The organism is Kitasatospora sp. CB02891 (genome assembly GCF_002803145.1).
Taxonomy (GTDB): Bacteria; Actinomycetota; Actinomycetes; order Streptomycetales; family Streptomycetaceae; genus Kitasatospora; species Kitasatospora griseola.
Genome location: NZ_NNBO01000001.1, coordinates 876081 through 895016, shown reverse-complemented (window position 1 = coordinate 895016; position 18936 = coordinate 876081). Strand labels below are relative to the sequence as shown.

General features: G+C 74.1%; 13 protein-coding genes and 1 tRNA gene. 7 read left to right on the top strand and 7 right to left on the bottom strand.

The window, feature by feature from the left end; genetic code table 11:
* Nucleotides 1-10: 10 nt before the first annotated feature.
* Nucleotides 11-5455 carry a tetratricopeptide repeat protein gene (locus CG736_RS04240; protein WP_100584742.1) on the bottom strand — a complete coding sequence of 1815 codons (5445 nt, stop codon included), beginning with the start codon at nucleotides 5453-5455 and terminating at the stop codon, nucleotides 11-13.
* Nucleotides 5456-5808: 353 nt separating this feature from the next.
* Here CG736_RS04240 and CG736_RS04235 point away from each other — a divergent pair, with 353 nt between their 5' ends.
* Entirely contained in the window at nucleotides 5809-6291 is a 483-nt protein-coding gene (locus CG736_RS04235) for a chromosome partitioning protein (protein ID WP_157815404.1), read from the top strand.
* Nucleotides 6292-6377: 86 nt separating this feature from the next.
* Here the strand turns inward: CG736_RS04235 and CG736_RS04230 are convergent.
* Nucleotides 6378-6465 (bottom strand) — tRNA-Leu (locus tag CG736_RS04230).
* Between the two features lie 248 nt (nucleotides 6466-6713).
* Here CG736_RS04230 and CG736_RS04225 point away from each other — a divergent pair.
* From CG736_RS04225 to CG736_RS38525, 3 genes are all read left to right on the top strand, one after another.
* On the top strand, nucleotides 6714-8036 hold the full coding sequence (locus CG736_RS04225) for a M20/M25/M40 family metallo-hydrolase (protein WP_043911451.1): 1323 nt from the start codon (nucleotides 6714-6716) through the stop codon (nucleotides 8034-8036).
* 206 nt (nucleotides 8037-8242) lie between these two features.
* Nucleotides 8243-8485: a chaplin gene (locus CG736_RS04220; RefSeq protein ID WP_100584740.1), complete on the top strand. Its 243-nt coding sequence runs from the start codon at nucleotides 8243-8245 to the stop codon at nucleotides 8483-8485.
* Between the two features lie 361 nt (nucleotides 8486-8846).
* Complete coding sequence (locus CG736_RS38525; protein ID WP_369879820.1) at nucleotides 8847-9788, top strand: chaplin; 942 nt, start codon at nucleotides 8847-8849, stop codon at nucleotides 9786-9788.
* Between the two features lie 118 nt (nucleotides 9789-9906).
* On the opposite strand, the gene CG736_RS04210 is transcribed toward CG736_RS38525, so the two are convergent.
* Complete coding sequence (locus CG736_RS04210) at nucleotides 9907-10116, bottom strand: DUF5703 family protein (protein WP_043912690.1); 210 nt, start codon at nucleotides 10114-10116, stop codon at nucleotides 9907-9909.
* Nucleotides 10117-10469: 353 nt separating this feature from the next.
* On the opposite strand from CG736_RS04210, the gene CG736_RS04205 reads away from it, so the two are divergent.
* Nucleotides 10470-11072 (top strand): hypothetical protein, encoded by a 603-nt coding sequence (locus CG736_RS04205; protein WP_100584738.1) that lies wholly within the window; start codon nucleotides 10470-10472, stop codon nucleotides 11070-11072.
* Nucleotides 11073-11292: 220 nt separating this feature from the next.
* On the opposite strand, the gene CG736_RS04200 is transcribed toward CG736_RS04205, so the two are convergent.
* The 3 genes from CG736_RS04200 to CG736_RS04190 all read right to left on the bottom strand — a co-directional run bounded on the left by CG736_RS04200 (nucleotide 11293) and on the right by CG736_RS04190 (nucleotide 14934).
* Nucleotides 11293-13386 carry a helix-hairpin-helix domain-containing protein gene (locus tag CG736_RS04200; RefSeq protein ID WP_232733770.1) on the bottom strand — a complete coding sequence of 698 codons (2094 nt, stop codon included), beginning with the start codon at nucleotides 13384-13386 and terminating at the stop codon, nucleotides 11293-11295.
* Between the two features lie 28 nt (nucleotides 13387-13414).
* Nucleotides 13415-14395: an aldo/keto reductase gene (locus tag CG736_RS04195; RefSeq protein ID WP_100584737.1), complete on the bottom strand. Its 981-nt coding sequence runs from the start codon at nucleotides 14393-14395 to the stop codon at nucleotides 13415-13417.
* A 140-nt stretch (nucleotides 14396-14535) separates the two neighbouring features.
* Entirely contained in the window at nucleotides 14536-14934 is a 399-nt protein-coding gene (locus CG736_RS04190) for a hypothetical protein (protein WP_100584736.1), read from the bottom strand.
* Nucleotides 14935-15044: 110 nt separating this feature from the next.
* On the opposite strand from CG736_RS04190, the gene CG736_RS04185 reads away from it, so the two are divergent.
* Entirely contained in the window at nucleotides 15045-16091 is a 1047-nt protein-coding gene (locus CG736_RS04185; RefSeq protein WP_100584735.1) for an LLM class F420-dependent oxidoreductase, read from the top strand.
* Nucleotides 16092-16266: 175 nt separating this feature from the next.
* Complete coding sequence (locus CG736_RS04180; RefSeq protein ID WP_157815403.1) at nucleotides 16267-16968, top strand: hypothetical protein; 702 nt, start codon at nucleotides 16267-16269, stop codon at nucleotides 16966-16968.
* Nucleotides 16969-17275: 307 nt separating this feature from the next.
* Here the strand turns inward: CG736_RS04180 and CG736_RS04175 are convergent, their stop codons facing one another.
* Complete coding sequence (locus tag CG736_RS04175; RefSeq protein ID WP_100584733.1) at nucleotides 17276-18748, bottom strand: right-handed parallel beta-helix repeat-containing protein; 1473 nt, start codon at nucleotides 18746-18748, stop codon at nucleotides 17276-17278.
* Between the last annotated feature and the right edge of the window lie 188 nt (nucleotides 18749-18936).

The window sequence follows — 18936 nt, the reverse complement described above, 5'->3', positions numbered from 1 at the left end:
CGGGGCCGGTTCAGCCCGCGCCGCCCAGCCGGACCGCCTCCAGGTACGACGGGTGCCGGTCGCCGAGAGCGGCGGCGAGTGCGGCCAGGACCTCGCCGACCTCCGTCGCGGACCCGGTGGCGAGGGCGGAGAGGTGACGGAGCAGGAGGACGTCGGGGTGGTCGAGGCCCAGGCCGTCCGCTGCGGCGGCGAGGGCGGGCGCGACGAGTGCGACGACCCGGTCGGGGCGGCCCTCGGCGTGGGCCGCCCGCGCCAGCACGGTGCAGGCCTGGACAGCGGTCGGGCCGCCCGCCGCTCCCTCGGCCAGCGCGGTCGACCACTCCGCCTCGGCGAGCACGGCGGCCTCCGCGGCCCGGCCGTCGGAGCGCAGGGCGTCGGCCAGGCCGACGGCGACCTGCCGCGTGGTGGGGTGGTCGGCGCCGAAAGCCTCCAGCGCGTCCAGGTGAGCCTGCCGGGCGTGCCTGACGGCCTCCGCGGTACGTCCGGCCCGGCGGCAGCTGGCCGCCAGGTTGGACCGGGCCCACAAGGTCTCCGGATGCCGCGCCCCCAACAGTTGCGCCCGCCGCGCCAGGACGTCCGCCTCCAGTTCGATCGCCTCCTCGGCGAACCCGGCCCGCGAGCGCGTCGCGGCGAGGTTGGCGGTCAGCGTCAGCACCTGCGGATCATCGGGCCCGAGCGCGGCCAGCCGCACGGCTCGGACGGGCGCCAGCAGCGCGGCGGCGTCCGCGAACCGGCCGGCCTGGAAGGTGACCGCCGCGAGGCTCGCCCGCGCGGCCAGGCTGTCGGGGTGCTCGGGCCCGTGCAGCCGTTCGTGGATCTCCAGCAGCTCCCGCTGGAGCGCCAGGGCCTCGTCGGGACGGCCGAGCTTGCCCAGGAAGAAGGCGATGTTGGACCGTACGGTGAGGGTCTTCCGTGCCTCGGCACCGATCCGTGCGGCGAGTTCCGCCGCGACCTCGCGCATCAGCTCCAGCGCGTCGGCGACCCGACCGGCCTCGTCCAGCGCGAGGGCGTACTGCAGCCGGTAGTTCGAACGGCTTGCCGGCTCCATTTCGAGCGCGTCGGCGCGCGCGACCACTGCGGCGAGCTCGGTCAGCGTCTCGGCGGTCTGACCGGCCGACCCCAGCGCCCGCGCCCGGTGGCAGCGGCTGTCCAGGACGAACACGTGGTCGGGGCCGTGCAGTTCGGCGGCGAGTTCGGCGTTCAGACCGTGCAGCTCCGCGGCCGCCGCCCGGTCGCCACGCGCGGACAGACTGTGCGCCAGGTTGTTGCGGGCCAGCCAGGTGTCGGGATGCCCGGGGCCGAGTGCGCGCACCCGCAGGCCCAGGACGTGCCGCTCCAGCTCGACGGCCTCCGGCCGGCGGTCGGCGGCCCACAGGTACACGGCCTGGTTGAGCACGGCGCCCAGGGTCTGCGGGTGTTCGTGGCCGAGCACCTCCTCGGCGGCGGCGACCACCGACCCGCCGACCTCCAGAGCCTCGGTGAACTCGCCCGCCTGGTGCAGGGCCGCGGCGAGGTTGGACCCGGCGCTGATGGTTCCCGGGTGCCGCTCGCCGAGCAGCTCGGTGCAGTGCCGCAGGACCTCCCGTCCGAGCGTGATCGCCTCGGCGGTGCGGCCGATCCCGCTCAGCGCGACCGCCAGGTTGCTCCGGGCCAGCAGGGTGGCCGGTGCGAGCGGCCCGTGCACCCGGGCGGTGGCTTCCGCGATCGCCTCGGTCACCATCGCCGCCTGCCCCAACCGCCCGGCCGCGTGCAGCGCCGCGCCGAAGTTGACGGCCGCCGTGAGACTCTCCGGATGGTCCTCGGTGTAGCGCCTGATCGTGGCGTCCAGAGTCGCGCCGGCCGTCTCCACCGCTCGGTCGAGTCGGCCCGCCTGGACCAGCGCGTTGCCCAGGTCGCTGCGGGCGGTCAGCACCCGCGGATGGTCAGGGCCGAACGCCGCCTCGACATCGGCCAGCAGCCGCTCGTGCTCGGCGAGCGACTCGTCCGCCAGGCCCGCCTCGTACAGTGCCCGGGCCAGCCCGGTGCGCAGCATCAGCACCAGCTGGTCGGTCGGCCCGCCGAGCGTCGCGGCCTGCTCCACCAGGCCCCGGGCCTGATCGAGGGCGTCCTCGTGCCGACCGAGCTTCGACAGCAGGGACGTCCGGTTCGACCGGGCTGTCAGCGCGGCCGGATGGTTCGGGCCGAGCGCGTCGGCCGCGTCCGCGGCGACGGCCCGCAGCGCCTCGACGGCCTCCTCGGTGCGCCCGCAGCCGTGCAACGCGAGCGCCTCGTTGTTGCGGCTGTTCAGCGTGCTCGGGTGGTTCGGCCCGAGTGCGGCGGTCTGGGCGGCCCGGACGGCCGAGGTCTCGGTCAGGCAGTCGAGCATCCGACCGGTGCGGGACCACATGAACGCCAGGCTCTGACGTGAGGTCAGGGTGTGCGGATGGGTGGCGCCCAGCAGTTCCGACCGCAGCCGCACCACCTCCGCGACCTCCGCCGCCGCCTCCGCGTCCCGGCCCTGCGCGGACCGGATCAGCGCGAGGTTGTGACGTGCTGTCAGTGCCTGCGGATGCTCCACGCCGCGCTGCGCCACGATCGCGTCGCGCGTCTCGCACAGCATCCGCTCGGCTTCGTCGAGGCGGTTTTCGAGCCGGCGCGACGCGGCGAGGTCGGCGAGGGCGGCCAGGGTCGCGGGATGCGTCGCCCCCAGTTGAGCGGTACGCGCCCGAAGGACGTGTTCCTGCAGCGGCACCGCCTCGACGTGGCGCCCCGCCGCGACCAGTGCGGTGGCGAGGGTGGCGGCGCAGTCCAGCGCCGCCGGATGCAGGTGGCCGACGGCGACGCCGTCGGTACCGGTGTCGGCGACGGCGTCCGCGTGGGCTGCGGCAGCAACCGTGACCGCGTCGGCCGGACGGCCGAGCGCGACCAGTGCGAGGGCGGAGACGGTCCTCGCCTCCAGCTGCAGCTGATGCCGGTCGCCGACCGCGGCGGACAGCGCCTCGGCGGCGCGGGTCGCCTGCGCCAGGCTCTCCTCGTACCGGCCGCAGCCGAACGCGGCGCCCGCCACGGCGGTCCGGGCGACGGCGACCACCGGGTGGTCGGCGCCGTGCAGGTGCTCGCGGCGCTTCAGCAGCCGCGACGCCGCGACGTGGGCGGCGCGGGCATCACCGGTCAGCGTGAACCGGGTGATCAGCACCGACTGCTCGACCTGCAGCTCGCCCGCCGCGGACCGCAACGCGGGAGCGCCCGCCTGGTCCAGGACCGCCTGCTCGTGCGCGGCGGCCGCCTCCGGGCGTCCGTTCAGCTGCTCCACCTCGGCCGCCGCCAACCGGGCCGCCAATGCGACCTTGTGCGCCGGGCCGAGGGCGGCCGCCGCCGCGTCGACCAGCTCGGCCGAAAGCTCGGCGGCAGCACCGTACTGCCCGGTCGCGGCCACTGCCCGGACCGCGATCAGCCGGGCCTGCAGATGGGCCTCCGAGTCGGGGCCCGCGGTACGCAGTGCACGCTCGGCGGCCGCCTCGGCGAGGGCCAGGCCCTCTTCCGGCCGGCCGACGGCGATCACCGTCTCGGCCTGCCAGTAACAGGCCTCGACCGTGTCCGGCGCGTCCGGCCCGAGTACGTCCCGACAGGCGGCGGTGTGTTCCTTCCACAGCTGCTCCGCCGCGCGGAGCAGACCCGCGGAGGCCATGCTGCGGGCCAGGCGGGTGAGCAGCGCGGGGCCGTCCGGGACCTCGTACAGCCGGTTGCCGAAGTGACGCCGCAGGGCGCCCGCGTTGGCCCGCAGAACCTCCTCCAAGTCGGGGTCCGTGTAGTCGAATTCGGGCCACGGGCCGACCACGGAGGTGGCTGCGCAGGCGAGCTGCGCGGCCCGCAGGTGCGGAGGCGTGGTCTCCCGGGAGGCCCACGCGGTCAGTGCGGGAAGCTGCACCGCCCGGGGCTCGGCCCTCCGGTCGTGGGTCAGCAGTCTGTACTCGTGCAGCCTCCGCACGGCCATCATGCCGACCCCCTGCCCGCTCACCCCGCCGAAGTCCTCGGCGCCCTGGCCGAGCAACAACTCCCGCACCGGCGCCGCCTGCCACCACCGCTCCGGATGCCCGGTCGGCTCGAAGCAGCCGGCCAGCCGCATCGCCGGTTCGGCCGCGCCGGTCGGCCGGCGGCAGCCGGCGGCGTCCAGCGAGAGCAGCAGCGCGGCGGTCACCGCAGGGGCGCCACTGGTCGGGTCCGGGAGCAGCATGTCGTCCAGGCCGGCGGCGCGTTGCCGCAGCCGATCGAGGTAATCGGCGACCGGCCGGCCTTCCTCGGCCAGCGCCGTCGCCGCACATCCGAGCGCCAGCGGCAGGTGCTCCAGCTCCGCGGCGAGCTCGGCCAGCGTGCCGCCGTGCTCCTCGCCCGCCGGTTCCTGGTGCTCCGAGGCACCCAGCCGTCCGCGCAGGAACGTCAGCGACTCCGCCGGGGTGAACGGCTCGACCTTGACGACGGCGCCCACCTTCGACCTGGTGGACGACCCGCGCAGCCGGGTGGTGATCACGACCCGACGGTCGTCGGCGGTGCTGTACGGCAGTAGGCGGGCGAGCAGCGTCGGATCGGACAGGTTGTCCAGCACCACCAGCGCGGACGGGCCCGGGGTGCGGAACCACTCCAGGAACGCCTCGGCGTCGGCCTCCAGGCCGGTCGGCTTCCGCCGGGGCAGCACTTTCCACGCGGCATGCGCGAACGAGGTGGCGAGTGACGTCCCGTCGGTGGCGTCCGCCCACAACACCAGCAGGGCCGTCCCGTCGGCCGTGGCCCGGAGCGCGTGCGCCGCCGCCAAGTGCGATTTGCCGACCCCGCCCGGCCCGCTGAGCAGCACCGAACGGTGTGCGGTCAGGGCCTTCGCCAACTCCTTCCCGACCTCGTCGCGGGACAGGGCGAACGGCTCCGGCGTGGGCGGCCGGCCGATCGCCAGTGGCCACTCGACCGGGCCCGGTGCCGCCTCCTGGAGGGTGTAGTTGAGGTCTCCTCGTAGTTCACCCACCGCCACGCTGCGGTCGGCGGCGAAAATCACTTGCCCCGAAGCCGGGGGCGGCGGCGGAGTGCCGCCCTGCGGTTCCGGCCGGTTCGCGGTGGGCGGCGCTGCCGGGCCGGAACGCGGCGTCCGCACGGCGGCGGCGGCGGGCTGCGGTTCCGGTGGGGTGGTCCCGGGGCGTACTTGCGGCGGAGCGGTGCCGAGTCGAGCCGCCAGCGCCGTCAACTCCTGGGCGAACTCCGGGTCCTCCGCGACGGCGTTCTTCAGTGCGATCACCAGCCGCATCCGGGTGCCGTTCGGGAGCGGTTCCGCTCCGGCAGCGTCCCGCACGGCCCGCTCCCACGCGGGAGCCCCGTCGAGTCGGCCGTGAACCAGTTCGTGCAGACGGGACACCGCCTCGCTCGGACCGGGGTCGACGACGCCCGACATCCGTGCCACCACGTACCCGACCACCAGCTCGATGTCCGCCACCGGACCACCCCCCGAAGCGTCCTGACAGTGGGTCAGACAGTAGCGGGGGCGGGGTCGCCGCCGGGCCGGAACGGCGGATTCCCCGAAGGGGCTCCACCGTGCGGGGAACGGCGCGGCGCCGGGCGCGAGGAGACCTGGCCACGGTGGCTCGGCCGCCCCGCGACCCCAGCTGCTCCCCGGCGGCCACGGGAGCGCCCAACCGCCCACCGCACAACGCGAGTTGAATGCCGTCAGGGCTGCCCGGGCCCGGCCTGGCGCTCGAACGCCCGACAGGATGGCCGATATCGCGGTGGAGCCGACCGATCGGGGGTACGGTCTGCTGCACGTGGTCGGGTCTGCTTCGAGGGGGTCTCGTGGTTCCGGGTGTGGAGATCGCGGTGGGGTACGTGTTCGCGTGGGCAGTGCGCAAGGCGCGGCTGGTCGCGGGCCGGGCGGACGGCGAGGTCGACCGCGTGCTGGAGACCGGGATGGACCGCGTCCACGACCTGGTCACCACCAAGCTCGGACAGGATCCGGCTCTGACCAAAGCCGTCGCGGAGGCCGGGGCCGAGACCGCGGTCCTCTCCGCCAACACCCGGCAGTGGCTCGCACTGAGCCTCAACGACAGGGCGGAGCAGGATCCGCAGTTCGCCGCTGCGCTCCTCGCGGCTGTGCAGGTGGTGCAGAGCGCCGAGCGCTCCGCCGGCGTGTCGGCGAGCGGCGACGGCATCGCGGTCGGCGGCCCCGTGACCATCAACGCGACGGGCGCCGGGTCGGTCGCGGCGATGCGCATCGACGGACCGGTGACTGTCGGAGTGCCGGCTCCCACCCCGCCACCGGGCAAGGCCCAGGACTGACAGCGAGCGTGTGCGGTGCCGTTCGCCGGCTGGTCGTGCGACTGTCGGAAAACGCAGAAGGCCCCAGCTGAGCTGGGGCCTTCCGATGGTGTCCGAGGGGGGACTTGAACCCCCACGCCCGATAAAGGGCACTAGCACCTCAAGCTAGCGCGTCTGCCATTCCGCCACCCGGACGGGGTGTTGTCTTTGCGGGGTGTTCCCCCGCGCTGACATGGACAACAGTAGCAAAGATCGCCTGGTAGACCCAAAACCGGGGGCGGCGGGGTGGTTCGGGGCTTCGAAACCGGGAAGTGCGGACGGGTGCGCCCTTGGGGCCGGGCGGGTGCTGGGGGAGGATGGCGGAATGGCGCCCGCGGCTCCCGGCCGGGTCGGGGCGGCGCGGGCCGCAGCCGCGCCGGGCGGGCCGAGACTAGGTGGGAGCGATGAGTGTGGGCAGCGAGCGCGCGGTGACGGCCGAGTCGGAGGTCGCCGAGATCTGCCGTGACCTGATCCGGATCGACACCAGCAACTACGGTGACGGGTCGGGCCCGGGGGAGCGGAAGGCGGCCGAGTACGTCGCCGAGCAGCTCGCCGAGTTCGGGCTGGAACCGCAGATCTTCGAGTCGGCGAAGGGCCGGGCCTCCACCGTGGTCCGGATCGAGGGCGAGGACCGCTCCCGGCCCGGCCTGCTGATCCACGGCCACACCGACGTGGTGCCGGCCAACGCCGACGACTGGACGGTGCACCCGTTCTCCGGCGAGATCACCGACGGCTGCGTGTGGGGCCGCGGCGCGGTCGACATGAAGGACATGGACGCGATGACCCTCGCGGTGGTCCGCGACCGGCTGCGCACCGGCCGCAAGCCCCCGCGCGACCTGGTGCTGGCGTTCCTCGCCGACGAAGAGGCCGGCGGCACCTACGGCGCCCGGTTCCTGGTGGACCGTCACCCCGAGCTGTTCGAGGGCGTCACCGAGGCGATCGGCGAGGTCGGCGGCTTCTCCTTCACCGTCAACGACCAGGCCCGGCTGTACCTGATCGAGACGGCGGAGAAGGGCATGCACTGGATGCGCCTGACCGTCGAGGGCCGGGCCGGCCACGGCTCGATGGAGAACAACGACAACGCGATCACCGAACTGTGCGAGGCGGTGGCCCGGCTCGGCCGGCACCAGTTCCCGCTGCGGATCACCAAGACCGTCCGGGCGTTCCTGGACGAGCTCTCCGACGCCCTCGGCGTCCGGCTCGACCCGGAGGACATGGACGAGACGCTCCGGGTGCTCGGCGGCATCGCCAAGATGATCGGCACCACCCTGCGCAACACCGCCCAGCCCACCATGCTCGGCGCCGGCTACAAGGTGAACGTGATCCCCGGCCAGGCCACCGCGCACGTGGACGGCCGCTTCCTGCCCGGCTACGAGGAGGAGTTCCTGGCCGAGCTGGACAGCGTGCTCGGCCCCCGCGTGAAGCGGGAGAGCCTGCACTACGACAAGGCACTGGAGACCAGCTTCGACGGCCCGCTGGTCGAGGCCATGCAGACCGCGCTGCGCGCCGAGGACCCGATCGCCCGGGCCGTCCCGTACTGCCTGTCCGGCGGCACCGACGCGAAGTCCTTCCAGGACCTGGGCATCCGCTGCTTCGGCTTCGCACCGCTCCAGCTGCCGCCCGAGCTGGACTTCGCCGGCATGTTCCACGGCGTGGACGAGCGGGTGCCGGTGGACGGCCTGCAGTTCGGCGTCCGGGTGCTGGACCGGTTCATCGACCTGGCCTGAGACCGGCTCACCCGTGATCCGAGAGGAAATCCGGACATCCAGGAAATATGAGAAGCAGTCGAGCGTGAGAGATGCCGATCAGCTGTTCGCTTGATCACTTCAACGGGTGAATGTCGGCCCGGCCCCGCAACCCGGGCGCCGGGCCTTCGTTCATCCGTGTGCAGCCCGGGGGAACGGGCTGGAAACGACCAGGAGGAACAGAACAGATGAAGGCCAAGAAGATCGCTGCCGTCGCCGCCGCCACCGGTGGTCTGCTGCTCGCGGGCGCGGGTGTCGCCTCGGCGCACGGCGGCGCGCAGGCCGAGGGCGCCGCAATCGGCTCCCCGGGCGTGCTCTCCGGCAACCTGATCCAGATCCCGGTGCACGTCCCCGTCAACGTGTGCGGCAACACGATCAGCGTGATCGGCCTGCTCAACCCGGCGTTCGGCAACCACTGCGCGAACTTCTGACGGATTCCCTGAATTCGGACCCCCGTGCGACCTCCGGGTCGGGCGGGGGTTTTCGCATGTCCGGCGAAAATCGGCGGGGCGCACCTGTGGGCCTTCTCGTCCGGGTGAACGTCGTGGTTCCCGGCATAGGGCAGACCTCACCCGATCGGATGAACTGACTGCAACCGGCTCAACCTTCACCACCAAGGGTCGTTGAACGTAGTGCTGCCGCAAATGCGGCACGGAATTCCGACTATCGGATCGATGAGCGGTCCCGACTGGCGGAATGTGGAAGTCATCGGAAGTCGGTTCATCAGTCCACCGGACTAGGAAACAAGGGGAGTCAATGCGACAGGTCGCCAGGAAAGGCCTCCTCACGGCCATGGCCACCGGCAGCGTGCTGGCCTCGACCGCGGGCTACGCCCACGCCATCGCCGACGCTCACGGCGTGGCCGCGAACTCGCCGGGCGTCGGCTCGGGCAACGCGGTGCAGGTCCCTGTGGAGCTCCCCGTGAATGCGTGCGGCAACACCATCAACGTGGTCGGCCTGCTCAACCCGGCCTACGGCAACAACTGCGCGAACCACAGCGGCTCGGGCTCCACCGGCGCCGGAGCCGGCACCACCGGGTCCGGCTCGACCGGCTCCGGCACCGGCTCCCACGCCGGCGGTTCGGGCTCCACCGGCGGCTCGGACTGGACCGGAGGTTCCGGCTCCCACACCGGCGGCTCCGTCCCGACCGGAACGTCGGCGGGCGGGACGTCGGGTGCGGGCTCCTCGGCCGGCGGCGTGGCCAGTAACTCGGCGGGCGTGATCTCGGGGAACCAGGCGCAGGCGCCGGTCGACGTGCCGGTCAACGCGTGCGGCAACACCATCGACGTGATCGGCCTCGGCAACCCGGCGTTCGGCAACAACTGCGTCAACGAGGTCACGCCGCAGCCGCCCGTCCCGGTCGAGGAGACGCCGCCGCCGGCCTGCACCCCGCCCGGCGGCGAGTGCCCGCCGACCACGCCGCCGGTCGGTGAGTGCCCGCCGACCACCCCGCCCGGCGGCGAGTGCCCGCCGACCACGCCGCCCGTCACCCCGCCGGTGACCCCGCCCGTCACCCCGCCGGTCACCCCGCCGGGGCGCACCATCGTCCCGGTCGGCGGGCAGGCGTCCCCCCCTGGCTCGCACGCGGCCGGTGCCCACTCCGGGGAGACGGGTCGGCAGCTGGCCTCCACCGGCGCGGAGGGTCTGGAGATCCTCGCCCCGGCGGGCCTGCTGCTGATGCTCGGCGGCGGCGTGCTGTACCGCCGCTCCCGGACCCTCGCCGGCCGCCGCTGAGCCGGACCGGACAGGCCCCGGACCGGGGAACGACGCCGGAGAACGACGCCGGAGAACGCCCGCGCCCGGGCCGCCCCACCGCTGATGCGACGGGGCGGCCCGGGCGCGGGCACGCGCGCTACCAGGTGGAGCGGACCTGCCGGATGATGCGCCGCTTCAGTCGGACCGTCCGACTGCCGTCGGGGTACAGCCGGAGCCGGTCGAGCTCCCACTGCCCGTACTCGGCGTGGTCGGTGAGCAGTTGGCGCGCGGCGTTGCGGGAGGTGCCGCGCGGCAGACGAAGCGACTGGTACTCGTACTCCGGAAGCCGGACCGGTTTGGTAGGAATCAAGACTTCTCCTCCGCTGCTGTGCTGCCTGCAAGCCTACGGCGCGCCGCCGACCGGTGGCCGGTTCGGGTCCGATCCGTCCCGGGCGGCAGGACGAGCCTTCCCGGGGTCGGAGCTGACCGTCAATCAGTTTTCCCTTCCGGTACGGATACCCGCCCCGGACCGCGCCGATGCGCGTTCGACGCGTGCGCCGATCAGGCCGGTTCGGGCGGGCCCGGCGGCCGGTGCGCCCCCGGGAATCGCGGTGACAGAAAGCCGCAGATCGGACATCCGGGGTGAACTTGCCCGGTTTTCACGGCCGTAGGTGACAACCGCTGTGCGTGTCGTCGCCAGGTGGGGATAGCGTCTGCACCATGTCTGATGCCGCGCAGCTGACCATCACCGAGGTACGGGCCGCCGCAGAGGCGGTCAAGGCCGCCATTGACCGCCACCTGCAGGCCGTCTCCAGCTCCACCGAGCCCGGCGATCCGGTCGTCGTCCACGCCTACGAGGAGCTCGCGGCGGCCGCCATTGCCTACGACCAGATCCTTTACGAGGTCTACGACGAGGTCACCCCCTTCGAGATCCCGGGCGACGAGCCGGGGGCCGGTTACCAGGGCCCCGAACAGCCCGAGGCGATCAGCGTGCTGATCCGCCGCGACTACCTGATCGCCGACCCGAAGCGCCTGCGCGCCCAGGCCGAACGGGTCGACGAGACGCTCACCCCCGGCGGGGGCGGCGAGTCCGAGGTGACCGCGGCGATCGGCGTGCTGTTCGGCGAGTACGAGCCGGACGAGATCGCCGCCCGGGCCGAGGAGTTCGGCCTGGAGGAGGGCGACTCCACGTTGTGGGTGTCGGCCACCGATCCCGCCGAGCCCGGCGAGTGGCTCCCCGAGCCGTTCGAGGGCGCCGACCCGGAGCTGCTGATCTGCCGCTTCGACGTCAGCGAGGTCTACGACGACGAGCTGGACGACTGACGGACCGTCATCCTGTCCGAGGGACGACACCGGCCCGGTGCCGCCGGGCCGGTGAAACCGAAACGCCGGACGCCAGAAGCGACCGGACGCCACCGACGAGAGGGCCCGGGACGACGCACCTGTCGTCCCGGGCCCTTCGACGTGCTTCGGCCGACCAGCTGCCGGTCGCTGAACGGCTGCTGGTCGGCCACCGACCGGCCACTGACCGGCGGCCGGTCGGCTACTGGTCGGTGAGGACCGACCGCAGGCGGGTGGTGCGGGGCGCGGCGGGGCGCTCGGCGACCGCCTGGGCGAGCGCCGGGCCGGCTGCGTGGACCACCGAGAGGTGTCGCTCGGCCCGGCCGAACGCCGAGTACACCCACTGCCTGGTGAGCTGCCCGGCCGCGTCCTCCGGCAGCACCACGACGACCGCCGGCCAGCGCCGGCCGACCGCCTGGTGGGCCGTCACCGCCCAGCCGTGGCGCAGCTTGGCGGCCTGCTGGGGGCTGAGCGTGAGCCGCCCGCCGTCGGCGAGCTCCAGGTGCAGGCCGCTCGCGTCGCCGTCCAGCACCCGCGCGGGCAGGTTGACGCCCAGCGCGGGGGAGTGCACCACCCGGTCGCCCGGGTCGAAGCCGCCGAAACGGCCCGGGCCGGGGTTCAGCCTGGCCTTGGCGGCGGCGTTCAGCGCCCGGGTGCCGGCCGGGCCGCCGTGGCCCGGCGTCAGCAGCACGGTCTGCTCGGACGGGATCGACAGCGCGCGCGGGATGGAGTCGGTGAGCAGCTGCACGGCGCGGTGCACGGCCTCGCCGCCGTCCTTGGCGGTGAGGATCACCACCTCCTTGTCGGGGGCGTCCACCGGCTGGAGCTCGCCGATGCCGATGCCCGAGACCAGCTCGCCGATCGGCCCGAAGTCCGGCGTGCGGGACGCCACCGCCGGGCACGCCTTGGCGGCCAGCAGGTCGGCGAAGAACCGGCCCGGGCCGGCCGACCACAGGCCGCCCGGGTCGCCGGACAGCACCAGCCGGGTGCCGTCCGCGAGCGCCTCCAGCAGCGTCGCGGCGGTCTCCACGTCCAGCAGCGGGGCGTCCAGCACCACCAGCACGTCCAGCGGCAGGGTGCCGTCGACCGCGCGCGGCAGCGGCGCGCCGTACAGCAGTTCGGCCAGCGTGCCGATCCGCCCGGCGGCGGGGGAGTCGTCCGGGAGCAGCGCGGCCAGCGCGTCGCGGCCCTGGCCGGTCCAGGTCGCCGCCCACACCCGCAGGCCGAGCCCGGCGGCGGCGTGCAGCAGCGCGGCCGGTTCGGCCCGGGCCGCCTCGCCGCCGGTGTGCAGCACCAGGCCGGATTCGGCGACGGTGCGCACCAGCTCCTGCGCGGACCGGGACGAGGCGGCCGCGGCCGCCGCCTCCCACGCCGCCGGGCCGGGCTGGACGGGGGCGGCGTCGGCCGACGGGCCCTCAGCGGCCGTCTCGCCCCCGGCCGGTGCGTCGACGCCCTCGGCGGGCTCCGCCGGTGCGTTGTCCGCCGCGTCGGCGTCCTCGGCGTCCTCGGCGTGCGCTGCGTCCTCGGCGGCGGCCGTGTCCTCGGCGTCCTCGGCGTGCGCTGCGTCCTCGGCGTCCCCGCCGTCCTCGCCCGGCGTGAAGGTCGACAGCAGCCGGACCAGGCCCTCGCCGAGGCTCTCCTCCGCCAGCGCGAGGCGCTCCAGGGCGAGCAGGGTGCGGACGGGCGGCTCCTCGTCCTCGTCGTGGCTGCCGGGCGGCATCGGCAGCTCCTCCTGGAACGGCATCACCCGCCCGTCCTCCAGCACCGCCTGGAGCGCGCCCGCCGGGTCGGGGACGTGCTGGGCGCGCAGCGCCTCGGAGACCTCGCCGAGCTCCTGCGCGGAGTGCCCGCGCAGCGCGGCCTGCTCCAGCAGCCAGGCCACCAGCGCCTGGGCGCGCCGCGGGTCGCCGGGCTGCGCGTCGGGGCCGAGCAGCCCGCGGGCGAAGCCGTCGGCGTGCTCGGGGCGGACGCCGGGCAGCGAGAGCACCGCCCACGGGTCCTCGCGCAGCTGCTCGGCCGCGCCCTCGCCGAGCTCGGCGACCGCGACGGGGGCCAGCTGCGCGGGAGCGCCGCCGGCCGCCAGCACCTCGGCGACGGCCGTCAGCGCGGCCTTGCGCTGGGCGTCGGAGGTCGGGCCGTCGGAGGTCGGGCCGTCGGTGGGCGGCGCGTCGGCGGACGAAGCGTCAGGATCGCTCTGGCCGCTCCGGCCGACCGCGCGGATCGCTTCGGCGAGGGCGGCGACGGTACCGGCGTGCTGCTCGGCGGCCGGGGCCGGGCTCTCCTCGGGGGTGGTCATGCGGAAGGCTCCTTCAACGGGCGGACGGCTACGACAGCTCCGTCCAACCCTGGTCCGGGTAGCGGTGCACCGGGGCCGACACGTCGTCCAGGGCAGCGCGGATCTCACCCGGAAGCGTAAGCGCCTCCACCGACAGTGAGGACTGCAGCTGGGCGGCGGTGCGGGCGCCCAGCAGGGCGGCCGACACGCCGGGGCGGTCGCGCACCCAGGCGAGGGCGACCTTCAACGGCGTGGACGCCAGGCCGTCGGCGGCGGTGGCCAGCGCGTCCACGATCCGGCGGGACGTCTCGCCCAGGTACGGCTGGACCGAGCCGGCCGGGTGCGGGGCGGCGCCGCGCGACTCCGCCGGCACGCCGTGCCGGTACTTGCCGGTGAGCACGCCCCGGCCGAGCGGCGAGCAGGCCAGCAGGCCCACCCCGGCGTCCAGCGCGGCGGGCAGCGCCTCGCGTTCGATGCCGCGCTGGAGCAGCGAGTACTCGAGCTGGACGGCGGCCAGCGGGGTGCGGCCGGGCGAAGCGTGCTGCCAGGCCGCGGACTTGGCGAGCTGCCAGCCGCTGTACTGGCACACCCCGGCGTACCGGGTCCGGCCCGAGGCCACCGCCAGGTCGAGGGCGTGCAGGGTCTCCTCGGTCGGCGTGGCCGGGTCGTACGCGTGCACCTGCCACAGGTCGACGTGGTCGGTGCCGAGCCGGCGCAGCGAGGCGTCCAGGGCGTTCAGCAGGTGGCCGCGGGAGGCGTCGTGACGGGGGGAGCCGGGCAGCGCGCCGGCCTTGGTGGCGATCACCAGCTCGGAGCGCGGGATCAGACCGTCCGTCAGCCGGGACAGCAGGTACTCGGCGCCGCCGTCCGCGTACACGTCGGCGGTGTCCACCAGGGTGCCGCCGGCGTCCACGAAGGCCTTCAATTGCTCGGCGGCCTCGTGCTCGTCGGTGTCCCGACCCCAGGTGAGGGTGCCCAGGCCGAGTCGGGAGACCCGCAGGCCGGTGCGGCCGAGCCGTCGCTGTTCCATCGCGCCCTCCGTCAACCGTGCTGCGCCACGCAGGACGGCGCAGGTCGGGGGCGGTGCCCCCCACGTGCTGCGAGATTAGCGGCGAAACCCCCTGCCGCCGGGGACGACCCGCTCGGCCGACGTGTCCGCGTGCCGCGCGCTCAGCAGTAGGTCGCGATGTACAGCAGGACGCGGCCGTCCGCGTCGGCGAACTCGTACGCCTCGTGGCGCGGATCCGCGGCGGCGTCGTACCCGGCGCGCGCCCGCAGCCAGGCGTCCGGGCGCTCCTCGGGGGTGAGCAGGCGCGGGACCCAGAACCGGGCCCGCTCGTCGTACTCCTCGCCCATCGTCATCCGGTCGGCGGTGCCGGCGAGCCGCTTGGCCCGGCGGACGTCCAGCGGCCCCCGGGCGAGGCGCCAGTGGCAGCCGTCGATGTCGGTGAAGCCGCCGTCGGCGACGGGCATCGGGTTGTGGCGGACGTCGGGTTCGTCCTCCGGCGGTGCGGGCATGGCCGCCACCAGGTCGGCGAAGGTGGTGGCGGGCGGTCGCTTCTTCGGCACCCCGGCAGCATGCCAGGCAGGTGTGGCGCACGACACTTCTACCGGTCGGTAGCAGGCGGTCGGCACGGGGGCTACGCTCGCCGCACCACCGACTGGAAGGCAGCGGGCACATGCGACTCGGCATCAACCTCGGTTACTGGGGACTCGGCCTGGACGCCGACAACATCGCGGTCGCCCAGGAGGCCGACCGGCTCGGCTACGCGGTCTGTTGGGCCGCCGAGGCGTACGGGTCGGACGCCGCCACCGTGCTGTCGTACGTCGCCGCGAAGACCGAGCGGATCGACGTCGGCTCCGCGATCTTCCAGATCCCCGCCCGCACCCCCGCGATGACCGCGATGACCGCCGCCACCCTCGACACCCTCTCCGGCGGCCGCTTCCGGCTCGGCCTCGGCGTCTCCGGCCCGCAGGTCTCCGAGGGCTGGTACGGCGTCAAGTTCGACAAGCCGCTGGCCCGCACCCGCGAGTACGTGGAGATCATCCGCAAGGCGATGTCCCGCGAGCGGCTGGTCCACGACGGCGCCAACTGGACGCTGCCGCTGCCCGGCGGGCCCGGCAAGGCGCTCAAGCTCACCGTCCACCCGGTGCGCGAACACCTGCCGATCTACATCGCCTCCATGGGCCCGAAGAACCTCGAACTCACCGGCGAGGTCGCCGACGGCTGGCTCGGCCTGTTCTTCGCCCCCGAACACGCCGCGCTCTCCGTCGACGCCCTCGCCGCCGGCCGCGCCAAGGCCGGCCGGACCCTGGACGGCTTCGACCTCTGCCCGACCGTCAACATCGCGGTCGGCGACGACATCCACGCCGCCGCCGACACCCTGCGCGACTACACCGCCCTCTACCTCGGCGGCATGGGCAGCAAGGAGAAGAACTTCTACAGCCGGCTCGCCCGCCGGATGGGCTTCGAGCAGGCCGCCGACGAAGTACAGACCCGCTACCTCGCCCGCGACAAGGCCGGCGCCGCCGCCGCCGTCCCCCACGACTTCATCGACGCCACCTCCCTCCTCGGCGACACCGCCCGCATCGCCGACCGCATGCAGGCCTACGCCGCCGCCGGCGTCACCACCCTCACCCTCGCCCCCTCCGGCTGGACCCTCGACGAACGCATCACCGCCCTCCGCACGGGCGTCGACGCCCTGGAACGCGCCGGCCTCGCCTGAGGAGGTCGGGGTTGCCGATGGGTGGTGCGACCTGGAGGCGGCCCGGTTCGAGTCTTCGGGCGTGCGGGTCTGTCTGGAGGCGGCCCGGTTCGAGCCTTCGGGCGTGCAGGTCCGTCGGGCCGCCCTCGGGCGGAATTCACGTGAGGCCGGGGCGGGTCGGTGGCACACTGCCGGGGTGGATCTTCAGGTTTCTGCTGACAGCGGGTGGATGTTCGACTTGGTGAGTCGGGATCCGCTCCGTCGTGATGCCGCTGTGGCGCGTCATACCCGCTCCAGGGCCGAGCTCGATCGCGCGCTTCGGGCGATGAACGAGGCGTGGTGGGCGGCCGGACAGTCCTGGAGCCCGACGGATCCGGTCCTGGCGGTTTCGGCGCGCGCGGCGCGGGCCGCCCACGCGGCTGCGGTGGCGGACACGCTCCACGGAGTCGTCGGCAAGTTCCATGCGGTGCGCTGGGCCGGTGATCTCGACGACTACCGGCGGCTGGCGCCGTACGCGGTGCTCTTCCTCCAGTGGGAGGCGCGTCACCCGGAGCAGTGGCGGTCGGCCGGCCCGTGGTCGCCCTGGGGCCTGAAGAAGCGGGTGCTGCGCCAGTTCGCCGATATGGACGTGCCGCCACCACAGGTGCCTGCGGTGACGGAGTTGACCCTCCGGGCGGTGCACCGCGGCCAGCGGTGCGAGGATCTCGGCTACGTGCTGCTGGCCCGGAGCCTGGACGGCCCGGCGCTGCGTGCCGGGCTCGACGCGGCAGCGCACTCGCCGGACCCGACGGTGCAGCGTCGGTCCGGCTATGTGCGCTGGGCACTGGACCACGCCGAGTCACCGGTGACCGCGGCAAGTTGGCGGGGCTGGTGTGAAGACGCGGCGCGGACCGCGTGATGCGGTCCAGACCGCCAGATCCGGGGGCGGACCCCACAGCAGGGAACTGGATCGAAGTCTGGGCGTTCACGAGTGAATCACCGAATCCGGCCCCCTCCGGCCGGACCCTCGACGAACGCACCACCGCCCTTCGCACGGGCGTCGACGCCCTGGAACGCGCCGGCCTCGCCTGAACAAGCGGGTGTCCCGCCGGGATCGCCCTGCCTGGTGGCGCCGGGACGCTCCGGAGGGGCATCCCAGCGGCTGTGTCGCCGGGCGGCTCGGCCTGGGTGCCGGCGGGTTCTGAGGTTCGGGCCCCGGGGGTGGTTCAGCGGCGCAGTCGGCGCACCGTCAGGAGCGTGCCGATGCCGATCAGCACAGCGGCCGCCAGCAGCCACGGCGCCGGATCGCTGCCGGTCTCCGCCAGCGGGACGGGCCGTACACCCCGGCTCGGGCTCGCGGAGGCGGACGGGCCGGGTTCCGGGGTGCCGGTCGGCTCGGGGGACGGCGAGACGGTGGGGGTGGGGGTGGGCGTCGGTGAGGCCGCGGGTTCCACGCAGAAGGTCAGGTCGCTGACGGCCGCGCCGTCGTCGGGTGAGGAGACCTGGATCCGGACCGGGAAGTCGCCGGCGGTGGTGGGCGTGCCGGAGAGCACGCCGTCCGCGCTCAGCGTCAGGCCGGGCGGCAGTGGGCCGCTGACCAGCGACCAGGTGAGGGGTGCGCCCGGGTCAGGGGTGTAGGCCTGCAGTTGCTGCTGGTAGGGCTGGCCGACGGTCGCGCACGGGATGCCGGTGGTGATGATGCACGGGGGCTGGGTGATGTTGTCGAGGTTGAGGTTCCAGCCGTCGAAGGTGTTGCAGATCAGCCTGGTCTGGGTGGGGTCGTCCACGCTCACGCCGTACCCGTAGGTGTCCGCGTAGCCGGGGCGGTCCGGGGCGGTGCGGGCGATGTGGTTGTAGGAGACCGTGACGTCCTGGCTGCCCACGACCACCACGCCGATGTCGGCCCCGGCGCCGCCGAAGGTGTTCTGGGTGATCAGCAGGTGGTTGGCGCTCGCCACCAGCACTCCGGTGGAGGTGTTGTCGGCCGCGCCGTAGGCGGTGGTGATGATGGTGTTGTGCTGGACGGTGCCGCCCGTGCCGGGCAGCGAGGGCGAGCCGATCTGCAGGCTGTTCTGGGCCAGTCGTCCCGGGCCCGGGATGGTCAGGTCGGGCGGGCCGAAGGTGTTGCCGGAGGCGTTCAGCGTCACGTCGCCCATCGCCAGCAGGCCGCTGCGCTGGAAGTTGGCGGTCGTCGAGTCGGTGATGGTGACGGTCTGCGGGCCGGTGTCCGCCCTGACCATGATCGAGTGCACGGTCAGGCAGGCCGAGTGCTGGGTGATGTCCGTCGCGTTCACCCTGGTCATCGTGCCGCTGGCGGAGTGGTAGAGGATGCCGACGGTCGGGTTGGCGTTGTCACAGCCGTAGGCGAAGCCGGTGCCGCGCACCGTCAGGTCGGTCAGGTCCATCGAGGTGCCGGCATTGGTCAGCACGGCTCCGTGGAAGAGGCCGGCCGGGGCGTTCGCCGGGTCCGGGTCGTGCGCGGTGATCTCGTGGCCCGCGCCGACCACCGTGAAGCCGTCCGGCACGCTGAGGGTCGCCGTGGTGTCGCAGTCGGCCGTGAGGGTGAAGGTGCTACCGGCGACCGTGCCCGCGCAGGCCGTGGTGATGCTTCCCCCGGCCGCCCGGGCGGCCGGGGCCCCCAGCAGCAGCTGGGCGGCCCCGGCGGCCAGGAGCAGGAAGGCAGTGGGACGTACGCGCATGGGCACTCCAGGGGGCGACGGTCATCGAATGTGCCTGCGAGATTACCGAGGGTGATCGCTCGCGTCGTGGACGAACTGCGTGTCGACCCGGCCCCGCTGGGCCGGCCGGAAACAAGGGAGAGGCATCCGACGCTTTCCGGCGCTTAAACGAGTCTGGCCCCTCCAATTGGACCCTCGACGAACGCACC